Annotated in this window: 17 protein-coding genes; 3 read left to right on the top strand and 14 right to left on the bottom strand. The window is 37.5% G+C overall.

The annotated features are described in order from the left end of the window. Positions 1–231 precede the first annotated feature (231 nt). A complete protein-coding gene (locus ACIROD_RS09565; protein ID WP_402939952.1) occupies positions 232–1,590 on the top strand; it encodes an MFS transporter in 1,359 nt (452 codons plus the stop codon). A gap of 192 nt (positions 1,591–1,782) precedes the next feature. On the opposite strand, the gene ACIROD_RS09570 is transcribed toward ACIROD_RS09565, so the two are convergent. The 7 genes from ACIROD_RS09570 to ACIROD_RS09600 form a co-directional block, all read right to left on the bottom strand. After that, positions 1,783–2,199: a DUF3021 domain-containing protein gene (locus tag ACIROD_RS09570; RefSeq protein WP_402939955.1), complete on the bottom strand. Its 417-nt coding sequence runs from the start codon at positions 2,197–2,199 to the stop codon at positions 1,783–1,785. Continuing rightward, positions 2,199–2,399, bottom strand: a complete 201-nt coding sequence (locus ACIROD_RS09575; RefSeq protein WP_402940183.1) for a LytTR family DNA-binding domain-containing protein — start codon at positions 2,397–2,399, stop codon at positions 2,199–2,201. The genes ACIROD_RS09570 and ACIROD_RS09575 overlap by 1 nt, the downstream gene beginning before the upstream one ends. Before the next feature lie 12 nt (positions 2,400–2,411). Then, on the bottom strand, positions 2,412–2,654 hold the full coding sequence (locus ACIROD_RS09580; protein ID WP_402939958.1) for a hypothetical protein: 243 nt from the start codon (positions 2,652–2,654) through the stop codon (positions 2,412–2,414). A gap of 231 nt (positions 2,655–2,885) precedes the next feature. Then, complete coding sequence (locus tag ACIROD_RS09585; RefSeq protein ID WP_101223403.1) at positions 2,886–3,371, bottom strand: PaaI family thioesterase; 486 nt, start codon at positions 3,369–3,371, stop codon at positions 2,886–2,888. Between the two features lie 244 nt (positions 3,372–3,615). Continuing rightward, a complete protein-coding gene (locus ACIROD_RS09590) occupies positions 3,616–5,406 on the bottom strand; it encodes a glycosyltransferase family protein (RefSeq protein WP_402939962.1) in 1,791 nt (596 codons plus the stop codon). Positions 5,407–5,443: 37 nt separating this feature from the next. Further along, complete coding sequence (locus ACIROD_RS09595) at positions 5,444–5,767, bottom strand: hypothetical protein (protein ID WP_101223405.1); 324 nt, start codon at positions 5,765–5,767, stop codon at positions 5,444–5,446. A gap of 20 nt (positions 5,768–5,787) precedes the next feature. After that, the gene (locus ACIROD_RS09600) at positions 5,788–6,972 is read right to left on the bottom strand and encodes a glycosyltransferase family 4 protein (protein ID WP_402939965.1); all 1,185 of its coding nucleotides are present in this window, start codon (positions 6,970–6,972) and stop codon (positions 5,788–5,790) included. Between the two features lie 425 nt (positions 6,973–7,397). Between ACIROD_RS09600 and ACIROD_RS09605 the strand changes: the two genes are divergently transcribed. Together ACIROD_RS09605 and ACIROD_RS09610 are read left to right on the top strand one after the other, a co-directional pair. Next, the gene (locus ACIROD_RS09605) at positions 7,398–8,252 is read left to right on the top strand and encodes a DUF4915 domain-containing protein (protein WP_402939968.1); all 855 of its coding nucleotides are present in this window, start codon (positions 7,398–7,400) and stop codon (positions 8,250–8,252) included. A 208-nt stretch (positions 8,253–8,460) separates the two neighbouring features. Continuing rightward, positions 8,461–9,297, top strand: a complete 837-nt coding sequence (locus ACIROD_RS09610; RefSeq protein WP_101223408.1) for an RMD1 family protein — start codon at positions 8,461–8,463, stop codon at positions 9,295–9,297. Positions 9,298–9,534: 237 nt separating this feature from the next. Here the strand turns inward: ACIROD_RS09610 and ACIROD_RS09615 are convergent, their stop codons facing one another. From ACIROD_RS09615 to ACIROD_RS09645, 7 genes are all read right to left on the bottom strand, one after another. Then, on the bottom strand, positions 9,535–10,014 hold the full coding sequence (locus ACIROD_RS09615; protein WP_402939971.1) for a GNAT family N-acetyltransferase: 480 nt from the start codon (positions 10,012–10,014) through the stop codon (positions 9,535–9,537). Positions 10,015–10,294: 280 nt separating this feature from the next. Continuing rightward, positions 10,295–10,864 carry a YdhK family protein gene (locus ACIROD_RS09620; protein WP_230178020.1) on the bottom strand — a complete coding sequence of 190 codons (570 nt, stop codon included), beginning with the start codon at positions 10,862–10,864 and terminating at the stop codon, positions 10,295–10,297. A 133-nt stretch (positions 10,865–10,997) separates the two neighbouring features. Beyond that, positions 10,998–11,141 carry a hypothetical protein gene (locus tag ACIROD_RS09625; protein ID WP_402939975.1) on the bottom strand — a complete coding sequence of 48 codons (144 nt, stop codon included), beginning with the start codon at positions 11,139–11,141 and terminating at the stop codon, positions 10,998–11,000. A 378-nt stretch (positions 11,142–11,519) separates the two neighbouring features. Then, a complete protein-coding gene (locus ACIROD_RS09630; protein WP_402939978.1) occupies positions 11,520–12,137 on the bottom strand; it encodes a hypothetical protein in 618 nt (205 codons plus the stop codon). 375 nt (positions 12,138–12,512) lie between these two features. Next, the gene (locus tag ACIROD_RS09635; protein WP_230178016.1) at positions 12,513–13,280 is read right to left on the bottom strand and encodes an arylamine N-acetyltransferase family protein; all 768 of its coding nucleotides are present in this window, start codon (positions 13,278–13,280) and stop codon (positions 12,513–12,515) included. A 211-nt stretch (positions 13,281–13,491) separates the two neighbouring features. Then, positions 13,492–14,472 carry an NAD(P)H-quinone oxidoreductase gene (locus tag ACIROD_RS09640; protein ID WP_402939982.1) on the bottom strand — a complete coding sequence of 327 codons (981 nt, stop codon included), beginning with the start codon at positions 14,470–14,472 and terminating at the stop codon, positions 13,492–13,494. A gap of 187 nt (positions 14,473–14,659) precedes the next feature. Continuing rightward, positions 14,660–15,505 (bottom strand): manganese catalase, encoded by an 846-nt coding sequence (locus ACIROD_RS09645; RefSeq protein WP_402939985.1) that lies wholly within the window; start codon positions 15,503–15,505, stop codon positions 14,660–14,662. Positions 15,506–15,741: the final 236 nt, after the last annotated feature.

Below are 15,741 nucleotides of genomic sequence, written 5' to 3' on the forward strand. Positions count from 1 at the left end.
CTCATTTCAATCCTTAAACTGAAGATTTTTAATTTATTATAAAAGTTTGACAAAAACTCGAATACGCAATTATAATTCAAGTGTATTCATATAACGTACTTAGGGTTCATATTACGAACTTTTTATTCTCCATAATGAAAACGCTTCCCTCTATAAGCGGCTTCATATACACCTTTTTTACATCTACAAATAACCGTCGAGGTCTAGCATCATCAATCAGGAGGAGATTCAATGGAAAATAAGAATGTAGCAATTACTGATAATGCCGGTAGCCATACAATTAAACTAGATGATGCACCATTAAATAAATTCCATATTAAAATTGCAGGACTTACATTCGGGGCGCATTTCACTGACGGATATATTTTAGGGATAATTGCATTTGCGCTATCCCTCCTGACACCGCAAATGGATTTAACTCCATTTTGGATTGGGATAATCGGAAGTTCTGCTTTAATAGGGCTTTTTCTAGGCAGTTTGGTATTAGGATGGGTCTCTGATTATGTTGGAAGGCAAAAAATATTTGTCTTTAGTTTCATTGTCATTACTGCTGCATCCATTTTACAGTTTTTCGCAGACAGCCCTGCAGAGCTTGTATTATACAGAATTTTGCTTGGAATTGGCCTTGGAGGCGACTATAGCGTAGGACACACGATGTTAGCTGAATTTTCACCGCGTAAACATCGAGGTGTTTTATTAGGAGCGTTCAGTGTAGTCTGGACGTTTGGCTACGTAGTGGCAAACTTGATCGGTATTCTTGCGGTTGACTCCGCTCCAGACGCTTGGCGGTGGATGCTTGCTTCATCTGCGATTCCAGCTGTCATCATTTTGATTTTGCGAATGGGTACACCTGAGTCACCTAGATGGCTGATTAGTAAAGGCAGGATTAAAGAAGCCAGGGAAATTGTCAAGAAACATGTCGGTCCCAATATAGTGCTTGATGATGAAAAACCTGTACAAACGAATAGCAGTTTTGCCACTTTATTCCGTAAAGATATAAGAAAACGCACGGCTTTCAATTGTATATTTTTCGTTTGTCTCGTTATCCCTTACTTCGCCATTTACACCTTTTTGCCAAGCATTCTAGATGCAATTGGACTGAGTGAAGGTTATGGAACCGATTTTCTATTAAATGGGCTACTCATTATAGGTGCCCTTTTAGGTATTTGGTTTACGGTTAAATTTACTCGCCGAGGATTTTTGATCAGCTCATTCATGATATTGATCGTCACTCTTACTTTTTTAAGTGTTTTACCTAGCAGTGCAACAGTATTAATGATTCTTTCCTTTGCCATCTTCACCTTGATTATGTCTGCTGTCAGCAACTTGGTCGGCGTATTTCCAGCCGAAAGCTTTCCAACAGAGATTCGATCTTCCGGCGTTGGACTTGCGACAGCCATAAGCAGATTAGGATCAGCAATCGGTACGTTCCTACTTCCAATTGGTATTGCAAGTATTGGAATTCAATTTACCATGCTTTGTCTCACAGGTGTACTTATTATTGGAGCAATTGTATCAATGGCTTGGGCCCCTGAAACTAAATCACTATCGCTTAGTGAAGCAAGTAATAGTGGGAAGACCAATTCATAAGTAAATAAACATCCTTTCCAACCAGGCATCAGCTGATTTTTTCGCTGGGCCTGGTTCTTATTCTTTCTATTTAAGCTACTGCACCTTTCCTTCATTCTCTATTTTGAGGCATTTCGTTGAGAATATTTTCTATGCATTTGCCATCTGAAACGCTCTACTTCTCCTACCTAAAAACTTACTGGCCATTCTCCATCAATTCCTTCTTTTATCAAGTCCATCATTCAATATTTTCACTTGGAAGCGAAAGTAGAGATAGAATACGGTCCAGATGATCATATAGAAAGGTATGAAAATCCCAATTCCTATAGCCAATCCTTTTAAGCTGAATGGAATCCAACCAACAAAGAAAGATAATAGGAAGTAAAGAATGCTGACAGTAAGGAAGTGCAGAATGGTTTGAGATAACAAACTCCATTTTTCATTTTCAAAGAAGATTGTTGCCGTGCTGAAGAACCAGCCACATAATATGCAGCCTATCGCGTTTTTTACAAATATTCCACTGTCTAATGCAGTGACCTCCCCAAAAGCGATCACTCCAAAACACGTCAGCACCATCACGAGTGCCCCAAAGCAAATCCCAACAAAGCTACGGAATAATAGTGTTTTCATCATAATCCCTTCCTTTTCCATTGAAATGCTTTCTTGATTCCTTGAACATAGTGCCGAGAAACATATTCTTTTTCCCCTGATCGGAAATACACACATAAGGTCCCGTTGAAAGATGCCTCGAATCTGCTTAACTCATCTAAATTGGCAATCACTGACTTGGACAATCGCACGAATTGATTACCAGGAAGGTCCCTTTCCAGTTCATATAACCTTTATTTCATTTCGAAAGTCCCCTGTTTCGTCCGCACCATTATGGAATCTTGCTCTGTAAATAAACAGATAATTTCCTCTGCCCGAAATACGTGCTGCATTTCTTCTTTCCTGCCGACAAAATACGGTCTTTTCTTTTCCTTCAAACGCTCCATCAGTTCCTGGACTTCCTCATTCCATTCGTGATTTCTGATAAGCACCTCTATCGCCTTGATCTCCTTATCTATCTCTACGTTTATTTTCAACTCTGCGACCTCCCTTTGCTTATAATGTAAGTATATTGATATTTTTGACAATTCGCTTGTGATTTCCGGTTACATGTAACTTTACAGTGATAACATGCTTGAAATGGATACTCAGATACACTAAATAACCGTCCAAATAATTGGACGGCCCTTTAATACAAAAAATCTTGTTCTGCTTTTGAATCCGTTTTTATCAATCAGCTTACTATTGACCTGTTCCAAGGGTCCGGATCACTCTTTGCTTGTAAAAGTGCTTGGCATCACCACAGCGATTACCTCTCCACGAGCGCATAGTTTATCGATGGCAAATACCTCTGTTTCGATTCTCCATTTCTTTGGATGAACCTCATGAATGGTCCCAACGGCTGTTAATGGCACATCATTTGGGGTTGGCTTTACGAATTCCACTTTCAGTGATGCAGTCACAAACCTGGGAGGCTCCACTCCATCTCCAACTTCATGCCCATTTTTACGATGCATTGCCAATGCAGCGGAGCCTGTTCCATGACAATCAATTAAAGAAGCAATCAAGCCTCCATAAACAAATCCAGGAATTGCGATATGCTCTGGACGTGGTGTATAAATTGTCCTTGTTTGCTCGCCTTGCCAACCGGTTCGAAAGTGATGACCCTCTTCGTTTAAACGACCGCATCCATAACACCATGCAAATGCATCTGGATAATCATCTTGAATCGCTTTTATCACAATCTCCTCCATCATCTCTCCTCCTTTTTCAGAATATTATAACATCACTAAAGAGAATTCCCAGATAGTTTATTGAGCTTTCAGCTTTATACATACTGCAGAAATCGATAACATACATAAAAAGTTTGCAAGAATCCTTGCTCCTTTTCTCGATAAATGACAAAAGCCCCTGTTAGCAAGCAGCATTCAGGGGCTTTCATTTGAAAATATATATAGTTAAGAAGTGTATCTATTATTTTGTTGCAGGTTTACCTTCTTAAAAGTTAAGCCTTTTTCTTAAATCCCAATACTTGAATGTCATTTTACCCATTTTCGACTTCGAAAGTGAATTATATTTACGTTCAAGTGCCAGGTTTTGTTTTTCTAGCTTAGTAATTTGTTTCAGTTGAACCGTGTTCAGTTTTTTTAATTGCTTTACTTCTTTAGCTAATACTTTATTTTTCCCTTTCATATCATATTTTTCTTTATCAGCAGTAGCCTGTCCCTTCATTGAAATTTCCACATCTTTTGGCTTTAATTTAGGATTTCCATAGGTTTCAAATCCTATAGTTTTTAAATATGGCATGTTATTTTGAAAATTTTGTTCAAAGTTTCCATAACTTTTATGGATGTGGAGAAATGAATAACATCCGGCTTTTTCTGCTGAAATGATTTGCCCATATCCAGACAGTTTAAACAGTTTTTCGACTCGTTTTATTTCTTCAGGTATGTTTTTGACGATATAGGTGAAAACTTCGTCAGCACTTAACTCTGCAGGCAATTTTTTCACTTTATTTGATGGTGCATGCTTAGTCATTTCATCAAAGTCATCTACATCAACATAAAACATATTTGTGCTTTGCTCTACAAAATCTGTAATACGTTTGCTCCACAATAGTCCTTGCAGTTTTTTTATGGCTTCCGAAAATAAAAACTGCCTGCTGACCTGATACATTCGTTTTGCCGCAAACTCATATATATCCTTATTGCATAATGCTAATTTGACAGCGTCACGAAAATCCTTCTCTGTAACAGCATATAACGGGTAATCTTCGCCAAAAAGCTTTATATGCATTTTGGTTGGATTCATTATTACAGCCTTCCTTAAAATCCCATACTCTAATAGCTTTGTAGACAGTTCAAGACTGCTGTCCATTTCCTCGCTTCTCCAGGTTATCCCAATATCACTGTTCACGATTAATTGTTGGGCATTCTCCCTTGTCAATGCACCGTACCATGTAAGACCATCTGTATTTTTAAGAAGGTATGCCGCTTCTTCTTTAAACTGAGAATCATCCTTAACCCATTTGAATTTATCCCCCGCAACATCAAGTGAAAGATTCGGAATTTCGCGCTTTAATTCTTTAAAAGCAGTAATGATCGGAATGGTCTTCCAATCAGGGTCGAATTTTCCTGTATATACAAGTTTGTTTTTTAACCGGGCCTGCCCTTCTGCTGATTCAATGTTTGGTATCATCGGGGTAAGCAGGGAAACTTTGTTTTTTTCTTTATTCAAATTAAGAATCTCAATGACAAATTCGCACATCTCTTCTGTTTGACATAAGAAATACGCACACTGATCATATATATTTTTGATGCTCTCATATTTGTCTTCATCAACATCCTGGCCTATGTGAGTCAATCCTGTAGCATAAACTAAAGTATTCTTTATGATATGCTTATGCTTTGCTATTTTTTCAACAGTCTCAATGCTTCTAACAAATAGCCAATCATATCCCTTTTGACTCCAATAGTGAGTAATGAGCATTTCAGCTATATCAAAATCAATGACACCTTTTTTTACCCATTCATCATCGGTGGCACTGAAAAAAGGATCAACAAAAGGATTGAGAATGGTTATATTATCAAATTTCTCAAGAGGCCGAATTAAGATATCACGTTTGACCGGGCTAGCTAGAAGTAAGTCAACTTCGATGTTGGAATCTAGCGCAATGGTCGACGCTAAGGAAGATAAAAATACTGCAGATCCATCCATTGAATTCATGTCAATAAAGCCAAATAGAAGTACCTTCATTTTTCTGTTTTCAACTAGTTCATGTGAATTCAAAGTTTTCACTCCAATGACTGAAATCTGATATGAATCTTTATTTTTTTATTTGTTCTTTAATAGATGATTTAAGCGCAAGATATTTTAACGTGAATTTTCCTGCATATGTAACGTTGAATTTGTGTTCTAATAGCTTAAGTCTTCGTATTTCTTTGTTAAGCTTAATATTTTCTTTTTGGGCGATCTTACTTTTTTCTAATTCTTCTCGCAGCATATTATTTTCTTTTGTAATGTTCTCAATGATTTTTTGTTTTTCAGTGCCATTGCCCTCTATGAGCTCCAATGTCATGGACATCATGTCTTTCATTTGTAATTCGAGTTCCTCGTACATAGTTTTCCAATATTCGTTTCGTTCTTCCATATTGAAAAAACTCCCTTCGATTAACCTTGGATAATCTCCAATTCTCTTTTAATAACAACATCTACCGCGCATTTTTCTCGAATCGACTGAGAAGCTTGTTTTGACACTCTTAAAAATACGTCCGGATTGTAATATAAGCGCTCTATTGCATCGGCAATTTCGATAGGAGACTCAGGTTTTGTTAGAAGGCCAGAAACGTCATGTTTAACGAATTCCGGGATTGCCGTAATATCTGTTGAAATCGGCACTAGCCCGCTCGACATTGCCTCACACATTGAAACCCCTTGAGAATCCAAACGGGTCGGGCAAAGGAAAATTCCATACTCCTTATGTAATGCAGCGATTTGATCCTGAGATAGGAAACCTTTATGAATCGTTACATTCTCAAAATCCCTGATTGGCTCAACGGTTTGATCGAATAATTTTCCATCACCATAAAATGCAAATTCCAACTTATCGAAGTATGGTCGCTTCGATAGTTCAATAACTGCTTTCACCGATAAATCATTGGCGTATTTTCGCGAAGCGTATGGCCTGATTGAAAGGACTTTTGTCCGCATTTCAACTGGCTTTTCAATAAAGGTAAAGAGATTGTCATCTATTACATTAGGAATGATTACTGAATTTTTCGATTCTGCTCTTGCATCACATTCCGCTATATGTTCTTTGAACCATTTGGAAATATGAACAAAGGTTGTATTCAACTCATTCGTTTGATAAAACCAATTCATGAAAGAAAGCTGAGCTACATAATAGTCGTCCGACATTTCAAGTATCTTCCGCAAGCTTTCAGGGCTCTCAAGAAAATTAAACCACCTTCTATGCCATGCCTCCGTTTCAAATCCATGTATCCAGGTAATAATCGGTAAATCTGTGTTCGTTTCTTTTATCGCTTGTACCATTTTTGGATTAACAAAATGAATGAGCGCTTTTTTATGTACTTTATGATTTAAGAAAATGCGCAGATGCTGTTCAGTTCCACGATAAACAGGCACATCTTCATACGTATACTTTTCTGCTTTTTTATAGGCAGGATGCAAAACAAAAACATCAACTTTCAAACCCTCATCCAGATAGGCCTTGACTCTTCGGTGGATAAACCCATTCCGATATAACTGATCTTCATGTGGATAAGCATTTGTAATGATTACATATCTATCTTTTTCACTAAATGTAAGCTCATATAGATTTATAGATTCCTCCATTTTTGTTCACTCCTACTATTCAGTCATCTTCAATCGGCCTGCTACTTATCTGTAAATGAAGGATTTTTAAGAGGCTCTTTTCCAATCACCTTTAAAACCGTCAACCGATTATAACAAACATGTATTACTGAATATTGACATCAATATGAGAATTCTGTAAATAAAAGTAAAGTTTTCATGAACTTTTATAGGCTATTGTAAAGTTTCATTAATCTCATGACTGGGAGCATCAGTAATAGCATGAAGGTGGATGGTAAATAAACAGCAACATAGAGAAGGAGGGCGTTCCATTTAGCGGAAACGCCCTCCTGCATTAATCAGTTATAAAGTGTCCACTATTCCCCCCATAACTTGTCTACACCATTACAATAAAAATTCATATTATATAAGAAAAGGAATTGTCTAAAAAAGAGGTGCGATCTTACATGATACCCATAGATGATTGTAAATTATTGATTTCATGCTGCAATCATAAAGGCGGTCTATATTTAGTCCAATTTAAACAACAACAACATGAAATAAAAAAGATTTTAAATGTTGGATGCACAGGCATTACAAAATACGGCAGCTCTTTTGTCGTAATTTCCAATTCTCATGGAATCTTCATTTTGGATGAAAGCTTAAAGGTTATAAAGAATAAGGCTTTATCTACAGAATTAGATTTACATGGTGTAGCAGTAGATAAAGATAAAGCTTATATTATTGAAACCAAAACTAACTCAATTGGTGTTTATGATTTGGAAAACGATTTGGAAAGAATTGATGAAATTAGATTTTCACCTAAAAATGACGATGTTTGCCACGTCAACGATTTGTATATAGCAAATGATAAGTTATATGTATCGATGTTTTCATATCCTCCAAGGAAAAGTTTCCTCTCTTTAGCAAGTTATTTCCCTAATAAAACAATCCACAAAGGTGTGATCCTTGAATATTCTTTACAGGAAAGAAAAGTGGTTAAGATTTGTCATGATAAATTACTTCAACCTCACAGCGTACTTCATTATGATAATAAGATGTATTATTGTGTTTCAGGTGAATTCCTAGTAAAAAGAAATGAGGAAGATATTTTTAAATGTCTTGGTTATACTCGCGGTTTAGCAGTTAGAAATCAAACGATGTTCATTGGTCAAAGTGAGAGTAGGCACATACCGGTTTTACTAAAAAAACATACGAACATAATACTGGATTGCGGGATTTATGTTCATGACATCTCTACGAAACTTTCATCTTTCATCCATATACCTTCTGAAGAAATTTATGGAATATTGGTTATTTAAAAACAGTGAAATCGTATTTTTCAGTTGTTGAAATTTTTTTATCCTTAATGTAAGTTATTCGTTTAGTTACCAGATCATAAGGATTTCTTTCTTTATTCACTTGAACAGTCAGTGAACTTTTTTCTATCTTCAAGAATTATTCAAGCATGTTTTTGTAAGAATAGAATAGAATCGAAAAAAGACCAATTTGCTGAAGAGAGTGATATAGATGGAACCAATTACCTTTAAAGCATTTGCAATCACTAATGAAATCGATTTGAATAAAATCGCCATTCATTGCGGCATACCGAAAAAATTCACCTGGGAAGAGCCTTTAATCCTTAAAGGCGATTTTCTAAGTTCCATCCTAAATAAAAATGTGGACGAATCGCAGCAGGTGCTGGTTTTTTCCTTTGGCAGCATTGTCTTCATCAATTACTCACACGCAAATGAGATTAAGGAATTTTCATCCTTTATCCATTCTTTCGAGCCGGTTATTGATCTCGACAATTTAGATAGATATACAGACGATTACAGCCTTCACTTCAGTGAAACCGGAAGCATCAATTTGACAGACGAATATGTAGTTGTACCTAAATATGAATTTTTCTACCCTGAATTAATTTCCACCATTCTCGCAAAATCGGTGGCACTTGAAAAAACTGAGGAACAGCTCGGAAAAATCCACGACAAGCTCGAAGCCATGATAGACCGACTGGAAAAAGGCAAACTGAGAATCGGTAATAAGGAACTAGCGAGGACGACTGCCAAAATCGTACGTCACGAGTATAATACCCTAGCGTACATCATGATTCTGGACAAACCTGATATTACATGGACAAGCAGCATTGCCGGCGAATTTTATGACAGAATGCTTGATTTTTTTGAATTGAATGATCGGTATAAAATCCTGAAAAGTAAAACCGAAATTTTATATAACATTATGGATGGGTTTTCTAACATCAGCCATTCGATCAGGGGACTATTCGTTGAATGGATCATTGTAATCCTCATTGTCTTTGAGATCGTTCTGACGTTATTAGAAATTGCAGGATGGATTCCATGAATTCTGAATCATATCGTATGGAATACCTTCCAAAAAAATAAGCATCGTTTAAGTGCTTCAGACTGTAGACAAATTCGAAAAACGGGTTTGCCTACAGTTTTTTCTTTGAAAAACGTTCCCATTGATTTCAATAATCCGCTCCCTTTCCGTGGACTGTCCATTTCCTAAGTTTTCTGATGGTCGTCTCATAGGTGCCTGTTTTTCTTTTATCTTACTTTCCCAAAGTATTTCATTTGTTTAATCCAGGGCAAAGTGGAAAATTAATTCCTCCCCTTCCTCCCCACTGAATCTATATCCTTTATCAATGAATCCTGCTTTTTTATATAAATTTATCGCTGGAACATTCGTATGATGCACTGTTAAAATAATCTCATCTTTATCTGGATGACTTAGTTTGATCATATCAGGCAACACTTTTAAAGTCTCAAAAGCTAGACCCTTTTTTTGATGGCGCAAATCCAAGGAGAATGATTTTAGAAGAATCGCATTCTCATTACTTGTATATTGATTTCCCGCTTTATCCGTATATAAGGCAAAACAACCAATCAAATCCTTATCTAAATAAATGACCATGGGGAAGTTATATTTATCCTTCCTGAAGTCTTCAATAACTTTCAAAGGTAAGGAAGTATAGATTGCTTGTTCTATAGGTAAACAATAATTGCTCAGCGCCTCATAGTCATTTTCCATAAAAGGTCTGATAGTTAATCCAGTCATCATACTTGCACCCCATTTTTACATTTCTATAAATCCATATTAACAGATACTAAAGTTTTACAATTCACTGCAAAATAAAAAAAGGAATGGTTTGTTTACCATTCCTTCAGACTGTAGACGAACTTGAGATAAAGCGGCGAGAATCCACTCCCTTTCCGCTGACAGTCTGCCAGCCTCATCAAAGGAAGCGGCTATGGGGTACTGGCAGACCAGTTATTCGGCAGGTGTATCGCAAATTTCTTCAACCTATTAAGAGTTTCATAACCATGAAGATGTTAAATCATTCAGACGCTGATAATTCACTTTCCGTTACCCATTTATGATTCTTCACTTTTTCTCCTCCCGCAGTCGGTGTGAAGTCGACCATATAAACAGTCGTTTTTTCAGCAGATTCAACTTCAGCGACAGCCCCGTTCATTCCTTCCATATGAGAAGCATTTACTGTGACCTCCGCTCCGGGTTCATATGCTTTCTCACCTGCATCTTTGATTTCTTCGTGAATGATCCATTTATGATTTTCAACTTTTTCTCCGCCAGTTGCAGGCGTATACGAAATTGCATAAGCAGTCGTATCAAAGGCACCCACTATTGTTGCTTCCGCCCCCTTCATGCTTTCCATATGACCTGATTCGATAATCGCTTGACTTCCAACTTCATAGGTTGGATTTTCTGCAGCTTTTAATCCTTCTGGAACTTCACCCGTGCTAGAATGGTTCATGTCCATTTCACTATGTTCCTTTTCTTTTTTTTCTTCTTTGTTTTTATCATCGCTGTTGGAACATGCGCCAAGGACTAAAAACAGGGCTGCTAATAATGATAAGATGATAGGCAATTTTGTTCTTTTTTTCATATTAATAAAACCTCCCTTATGATTACATCCATCTTACCAATTAAATATGCAGAAAATATGGAGTTCACTCGTGGCAAAAGAAATGAAGCCTCATACTTTTTTAGGAATAGTCCTGCCTCAATTTAAGCGTTCATTAGCCACCACAATCGCTACTTTTATTGCTATTCGATTTTTCTTGAAGAAACTTTTTGAATTGCTCTTTTGTAACATCCGATGTCATTGCCAATATTACTAGTTCCAGCCATTCGTCAGGAAGGTTTTCATCAAAATCCTTCATTTCATCATCTCTTTCTTTTTATCTTTAGTTATTTTAAATGGGGTAAGGTTCAATATTGAGGCTATTTTTCCACGTGAAACTATATTCGGAATATCATTATAAATTATCTCAAGCGTCCATAGCTGGATTTTAGTGTAAATTTAATAAGTCTTTACATTTACATATAAGGCCTCAATGTTTGTTTGTTATCTAATCAAGGAATTCCCCATTCTTCTATATACCTTTAATTATAAAAGTGAACAGCATGCTATCGGGAGTGTTTTAACAGAAGTAAAAAGAGATGGTTTATTGATAGAGGTTATATGAGGGGTATTCAATCCAAACGGATATTGCTTGGAAACCAAGCAAGAAGGACTTTGGTAAAAGTCCTTCTTATGTTTACTCTCCCAAAGCTGATTGTTCGATTTTTTGCATGATATGTGAAAGGTTCATGGAGGCATGTCTTTTATAATCCCTGCCTATGGATTTGAATAATCCTTTTGCTATTCCTCTTAACATGATTTTGGTATGACCATCCGAAATAATGGACTTATTAGGGAAACTTGATTCAGCTTGTGCACCGCCAATCTTATTAGCTGTTTCCTTAATAAAATCAATGATTTTAATTTCCTGTATTTTACCTTCGATATCGGTTTTATAGATAATTTGATTTCTCCAAAGCTTTAACTCAATCCTCTGTTTAGTATAATCGAAGATGTCTTCCGTAATATGAACATTGCTCATTTGAATGGAGTCCTTAATAGGATACAATCTTGGGTTAGGATTGATTTTCTTTATTAAGGATTGATCAATCGTGACCTTTTCCCGCTTTATGCGCGTATTCTTCGTTTCACATAAAATCAGCCTTAACTGTCCGGCAATTATATTATTGAACTCTTCTAATCCAAAGATCTCAACGAGCATTACGCTATATTCCAAAATGGTGATAGCTTCATCGAATTTTCGTTTAGCAGCAGCATTCGATCTAGTGAAAACCAATCGATTCTTCCTCTCCATATCCTTCTCACCCCACTGAATTCATATCTATTTAGTGAATAGTAAAAACATCCAGTTGATTTCATCCGGAGCCTTTTTTGGCCGTTCTCGATTTTTTTCGTCCTTAACAGCACTTTATCCGGCCATTCTCGGACTTATTCGACCTTCAACGCACTTTATTCGACCGTTCTCGGACTTATTCGACCTTCAACGCACTTTATTCGACCGTTCTCGGACTTATTCAACCTTCAACGCACTTTATTCGACCGTTCTCAATTGTTTCTTCCTTCACCTCAGTATACCTGCGCGGTCTCGACAATCATTTTATTCATAAAAAGTCTGTCAAGAATGGACAGTCTTTCGGTATGGACGCCTTTGATATTCAGTCCTTTTCCACTATCTATCGAAGTGCTGTTTCATTAACTCTTTAAATCGTGTTCCATCTATTTCTTCTTTCGTCACTTCCCCATCTTCCCACCGGGTAAAGGATGTATCAGTTAAAGTGATGTTCCCGCTGTTTGTCAAACGGGTGATTAATGGATGCTTATTGAATGGCGATTGGGGATGTTCCCTGATGATCGTTTGGACCTCATTAAGTTCCGCTACATTTCCTACGGGTTTTGAAGAATCGAAAGCATACCCAATTCTCCAATCGCGATCTTTATGTTTCAGTTTTAATTCAAGGACATGATCTCCATGGTCGGTACTTTCTTTTTTTATTCGGAATTCACCATTTTGGGAAACGACCGTTTCTCCGTTCAGCGGAACTGGTTTTAAAGGCAGATTCCCGCCAAAACCCGTATCGATCAGATAGGTTTGGCCCACATGGTTCAATAGAATGGTAACATGGGTCCTTCCTATGGTCATCCACCCCTGATTATAGATGACACCTCGAACCAAGAATACATCAAAGTCATTTTCCTTCAGGAAAAAATAAAGAGCTGCATTCAATTCATAGCATAATCCACCCTCATTCCTCACGAGGACTTTGTTCATGATATTGGCTTTATTGATATCACTTAGATGGGAGGCCATGATTGATAAGTTTTCAAACGGAATGGTTTTCGCAGTTTTATCCAGAATTTCATCTAATTTTCCAAATGTCAGTTTCACATCTTCCTGGAGCCCTATTCTTTTCCTGAATAATGCATTCAGTTCATTCATTACTATTCCCCCATTTTAACAGATACCAATGAAGAGCATCTTGACTTTGTATATATTCATTATACTTTGCCCATATTTCATTCTTCAACGATATGCCATTAACAAAACCCACATTCCACCTATTCCTTATCAAGCACCATGAAAAATAGGCCGCCAAATAATGTCGTAATTTTGGGTAACTGTCTCCAAACTTGCTTCAAAGCTGCTTTAGTCATTCATTTACTTGTAAAATGATTTTACCCAAATTCTTATTTGCTTCCATATGTTCATGCGCCCTTTGTACCTCTTCAAAAGGGAAGACATGATCGACGATTGCCTTGATTTCATGTTGGAGGAACAACGGCATGGCTTTTGTAATGAATTCTTCCGTTAACTCTTTTTTATATTCATCACTCCGAGGAGTTAAAAGAGTTCCTTTTAATTGAACTCTTTTTAAGAGAAGTTCCATCAAGTTCACCTTCTCGACTACTGTTCCTCCTAAAATCCCTATCAGTACCCAGCGTCCATCAGTTTTTATGCTTTTAAGGTTTTTCTCCCAGTAAGAAGCACCGATGAAATCCAGGATAACATCCACTCCTTGATTATTTGTAGCTTTCATTACTTCCTCATCAAAAGATTGTTCTTTATAATTGATACAGATATCCGCCCCTAATGAGTGACAGAAATCCAATTTTTCCTTTGAGCCGGCTGTAGTGATGATCTTCGCTTTTGTCAGTTTTTTTGCCAGTTGGATAGCTGCTGTGCCTACACCGCTTCCGCCAGCATGAATCAATACCGTATCTTGATCCGTCAATTCACCTAACCAAAACAAGGTTTGGTACGCCGTCAAGAATACTTCAGGAATCGCAGCCGCTTCTTCAAATGACAAGTTATCCGGGATCTTCATTGCTCTATCAGCCGGCATCAAGGCATATTGAGCATAACCGCCGCCGTTTACAAGTCCCATCACCCTTGTCCCTAATTGTAAATTTGCACCTTCCCCTGTTTCCACAACTTCCCCAGAAACTTCAATCCCCAATATTGGATTGGCCATATAACCGGATTTCCCTTCTCGTGAAACAATATCCGTTCTATTTATAGCAGAGGCTTTCACCTTAATTAATATTTCCCCTTTTCCGGGGATGGGCTTGGAAAAATCCTTAAATAGTAATTGTTCTGCTCCACCCGGTTCTTTAACTACCACTGCTTTCATTTGTCCCACTCCTTACTATTAAATTAGTGACCACACTTTTAAAATGTTTTGTCTTGAAGATGGAAACTATGCTACTCCAAAAAATATCCACAAGCAAATAATTAGGTTTTGTAAACATGTTGATAGAATAAAAAAGGCCGATGTCCCATTAGGGGCCATCGAGCTTTTTTTGAAAAGTTTCCTATTATTATCTTTTATTAAGCGTTTCACTTCTATCCAGGTCATGATGCAATTGCGCTGCCGGAACCTTAGGGTTAGGAATCTGCCCTTTTGCAACTGGTTCAGCTACATAAACAAAATCTCCTGTACCATCTGGGGCGCTTCCTGTTGCCCATAGTCCGTCTGCTGATTCATTACCTTCTGACAAGTTCCAGAATTCGTACGCTTCCGGTTGAGATTCCATTTCCGCTTCCGGTGGGAATGACGCGGGAACGACAACGCCATTTTTTTCTTCAAGTTCTGCAATGGCCGCCATCCATTGATATTGGTGGTAACGATCACGGGCTAACATTTTACGGAAGGTGGCACGTACCCCCTCATCTTTGGTCATATGATATAAACGGGCCACTTGAAGGCGTCCTTGGCTTTCAGCATGAAGATTCGATCGCATGTCCGCTAATAGATTTCCGCTGGCTACAATATAAGATCCGTTCCAAGGCACCCCATTCGAGTTGGTTGGCAGTCCCCCAAGACCGCTTACGAGCAAATGCTGGGGATTGATTCCACCCATGATGGCTGCTGTAGCAGGATCTTTTGCGGCTTCTGCTTGATCTTCCGGAGAAGCGCCATCAAGCAATTGACTAATGAGCGAACAAAGCATCTCTACATGTCCAATTTCCTCTGTACCAATATCCATCAGCATATCTTTGTATTTTTCTTCTCCACGGCAGTTAAAACCCTGAAAAAGATATTGCATCATGACAGTCATTTCCCCAAACTGTCCACCTAACACTTCCTGAATTTGACGGGCAAGCATCGGATCTGGTCGATCTACCTTAACTTCAAATTGCAATTCTTTTTGATGGCGAAACATATTAACTCCTCCTTTTTTTATATGATGTACGGTTTTTTATTACCCGCCTGTCCATGCTTGAAACCTGAATTCAGTTATAACGAACAGTAATTAGAAAAAATTTACATGCCATTAACAATGATTACTGAACTAAAAAGCCAAGGACTATCTTTGGGCTATGTATCGCTCAATAAATAAGATTTATAAAAGGTCCATTTACTGTCTATAACTTTACAATACAGGGTAAAGTAGAAAGA

The organism is Peribacillus sp. NPDC101481 (assembly GCF_044767165.1).
In the GTDB taxonomy this organism is placed as follows: domain Bacteria; phylum Bacillota; class Bacilli; order Bacillales; family DSM-1321; genus Peribacillus.

Bases quoted from the DNA above. Each gene is read 5' to 3' on its own strand.
- ACIROD_RS09565 (WP_402939952.1), top strand. From the start codon at position 232: ATGGAAAATAAGAATGTAGCAATTACTGATAATGCCGGTAGCCATACA.
- ACIROD_RS09570 (WP_402939955.1), bottom strand. From the start codon at position 2,199: ATGAAAACACTATTATTCCGTAGCTTTGTTGGGATTTGCTTTGGGGCA.
- ACIROD_RS09585 (WP_101223403.1), bottom strand. From the start codon at position 3,371: ATGGAGGAGATTGTGATAAAAGCGATTCAAGATGATTATCCAGATGCA.
- ACIROD_RS09595 (WP_101223405.1), bottom strand. From the start codon at position 5,767: ATGGAAGAACGAAACGAATATTGGAAAACTATGTACGAGGAACTCGAA.
- ACIROD_RS09600 (WP_402939965.1), bottom strand. From the start codon at position 6,972: ATGGAGGAATCTATAAATCTATATGAGCTTACATTTAGTGAAAAAGAT.
- ACIROD_RS09605 (WP_402939968.1), top strand. From the start codon at position 7,398: ATGATACCCATAGATGATTGTAAATTATTGATTTCATGCTGCAATCAT.
- ACIROD_RS09610 (WP_101223408.1), top strand. From the start codon at position 8,461: ATGGAACCAATTACCTTTAAAGCATTTGCAATCACTAATGAAATCGAT.
- ACIROD_RS09615 (WP_402939971.1), bottom strand. From the start codon at position 10,014: ATGACTGGATTAACTATCAGACCTTTTATGGAAAATGACTATGAGGCG.
- ACIROD_RS09620 (WP_230178020.1), bottom strand. From the start codon at position 10,864: ATGAAAAAAAGAACAAAATTGCCTATCATCTTATCATTATTAGCAGCC.
- ACIROD_RS09625 (WP_402939975.1), bottom strand. From the start codon at position 11,141: ATGAAGGATTTTGATGAAAACCTTCCTGACGAATGGCTGGAACTAGTA.
- ACIROD_RS09630 (WP_402939978.1), bottom strand. From the start codon at position 12,137: ATGGAGAGGAAGAATCGATTGGTTTTCACTAGATCGAATGCTGCTGCT.
- ACIROD_RS09635 (WP_230178016.1), bottom strand. From the start codon at position 13,280: ATGAATGAACTGAATGCATTATTCAGGAAAAGAATAGGGCTCCAGGAA.
- ACIROD_RS09640 (WP_402939982.1), bottom strand. From the start codon at position 14,472: ATGAAAGCAGTGGTAGTTAAAGAACCGGGTGGAGCAGAACAATTACTA.
- ACIROD_RS09645 (WP_402939985.1), bottom strand. From the start codon at position 15,505: ATGTTTCGCCATCAAAAAGAATTGCAATTTGAAGTTAAGGTAGATCGA.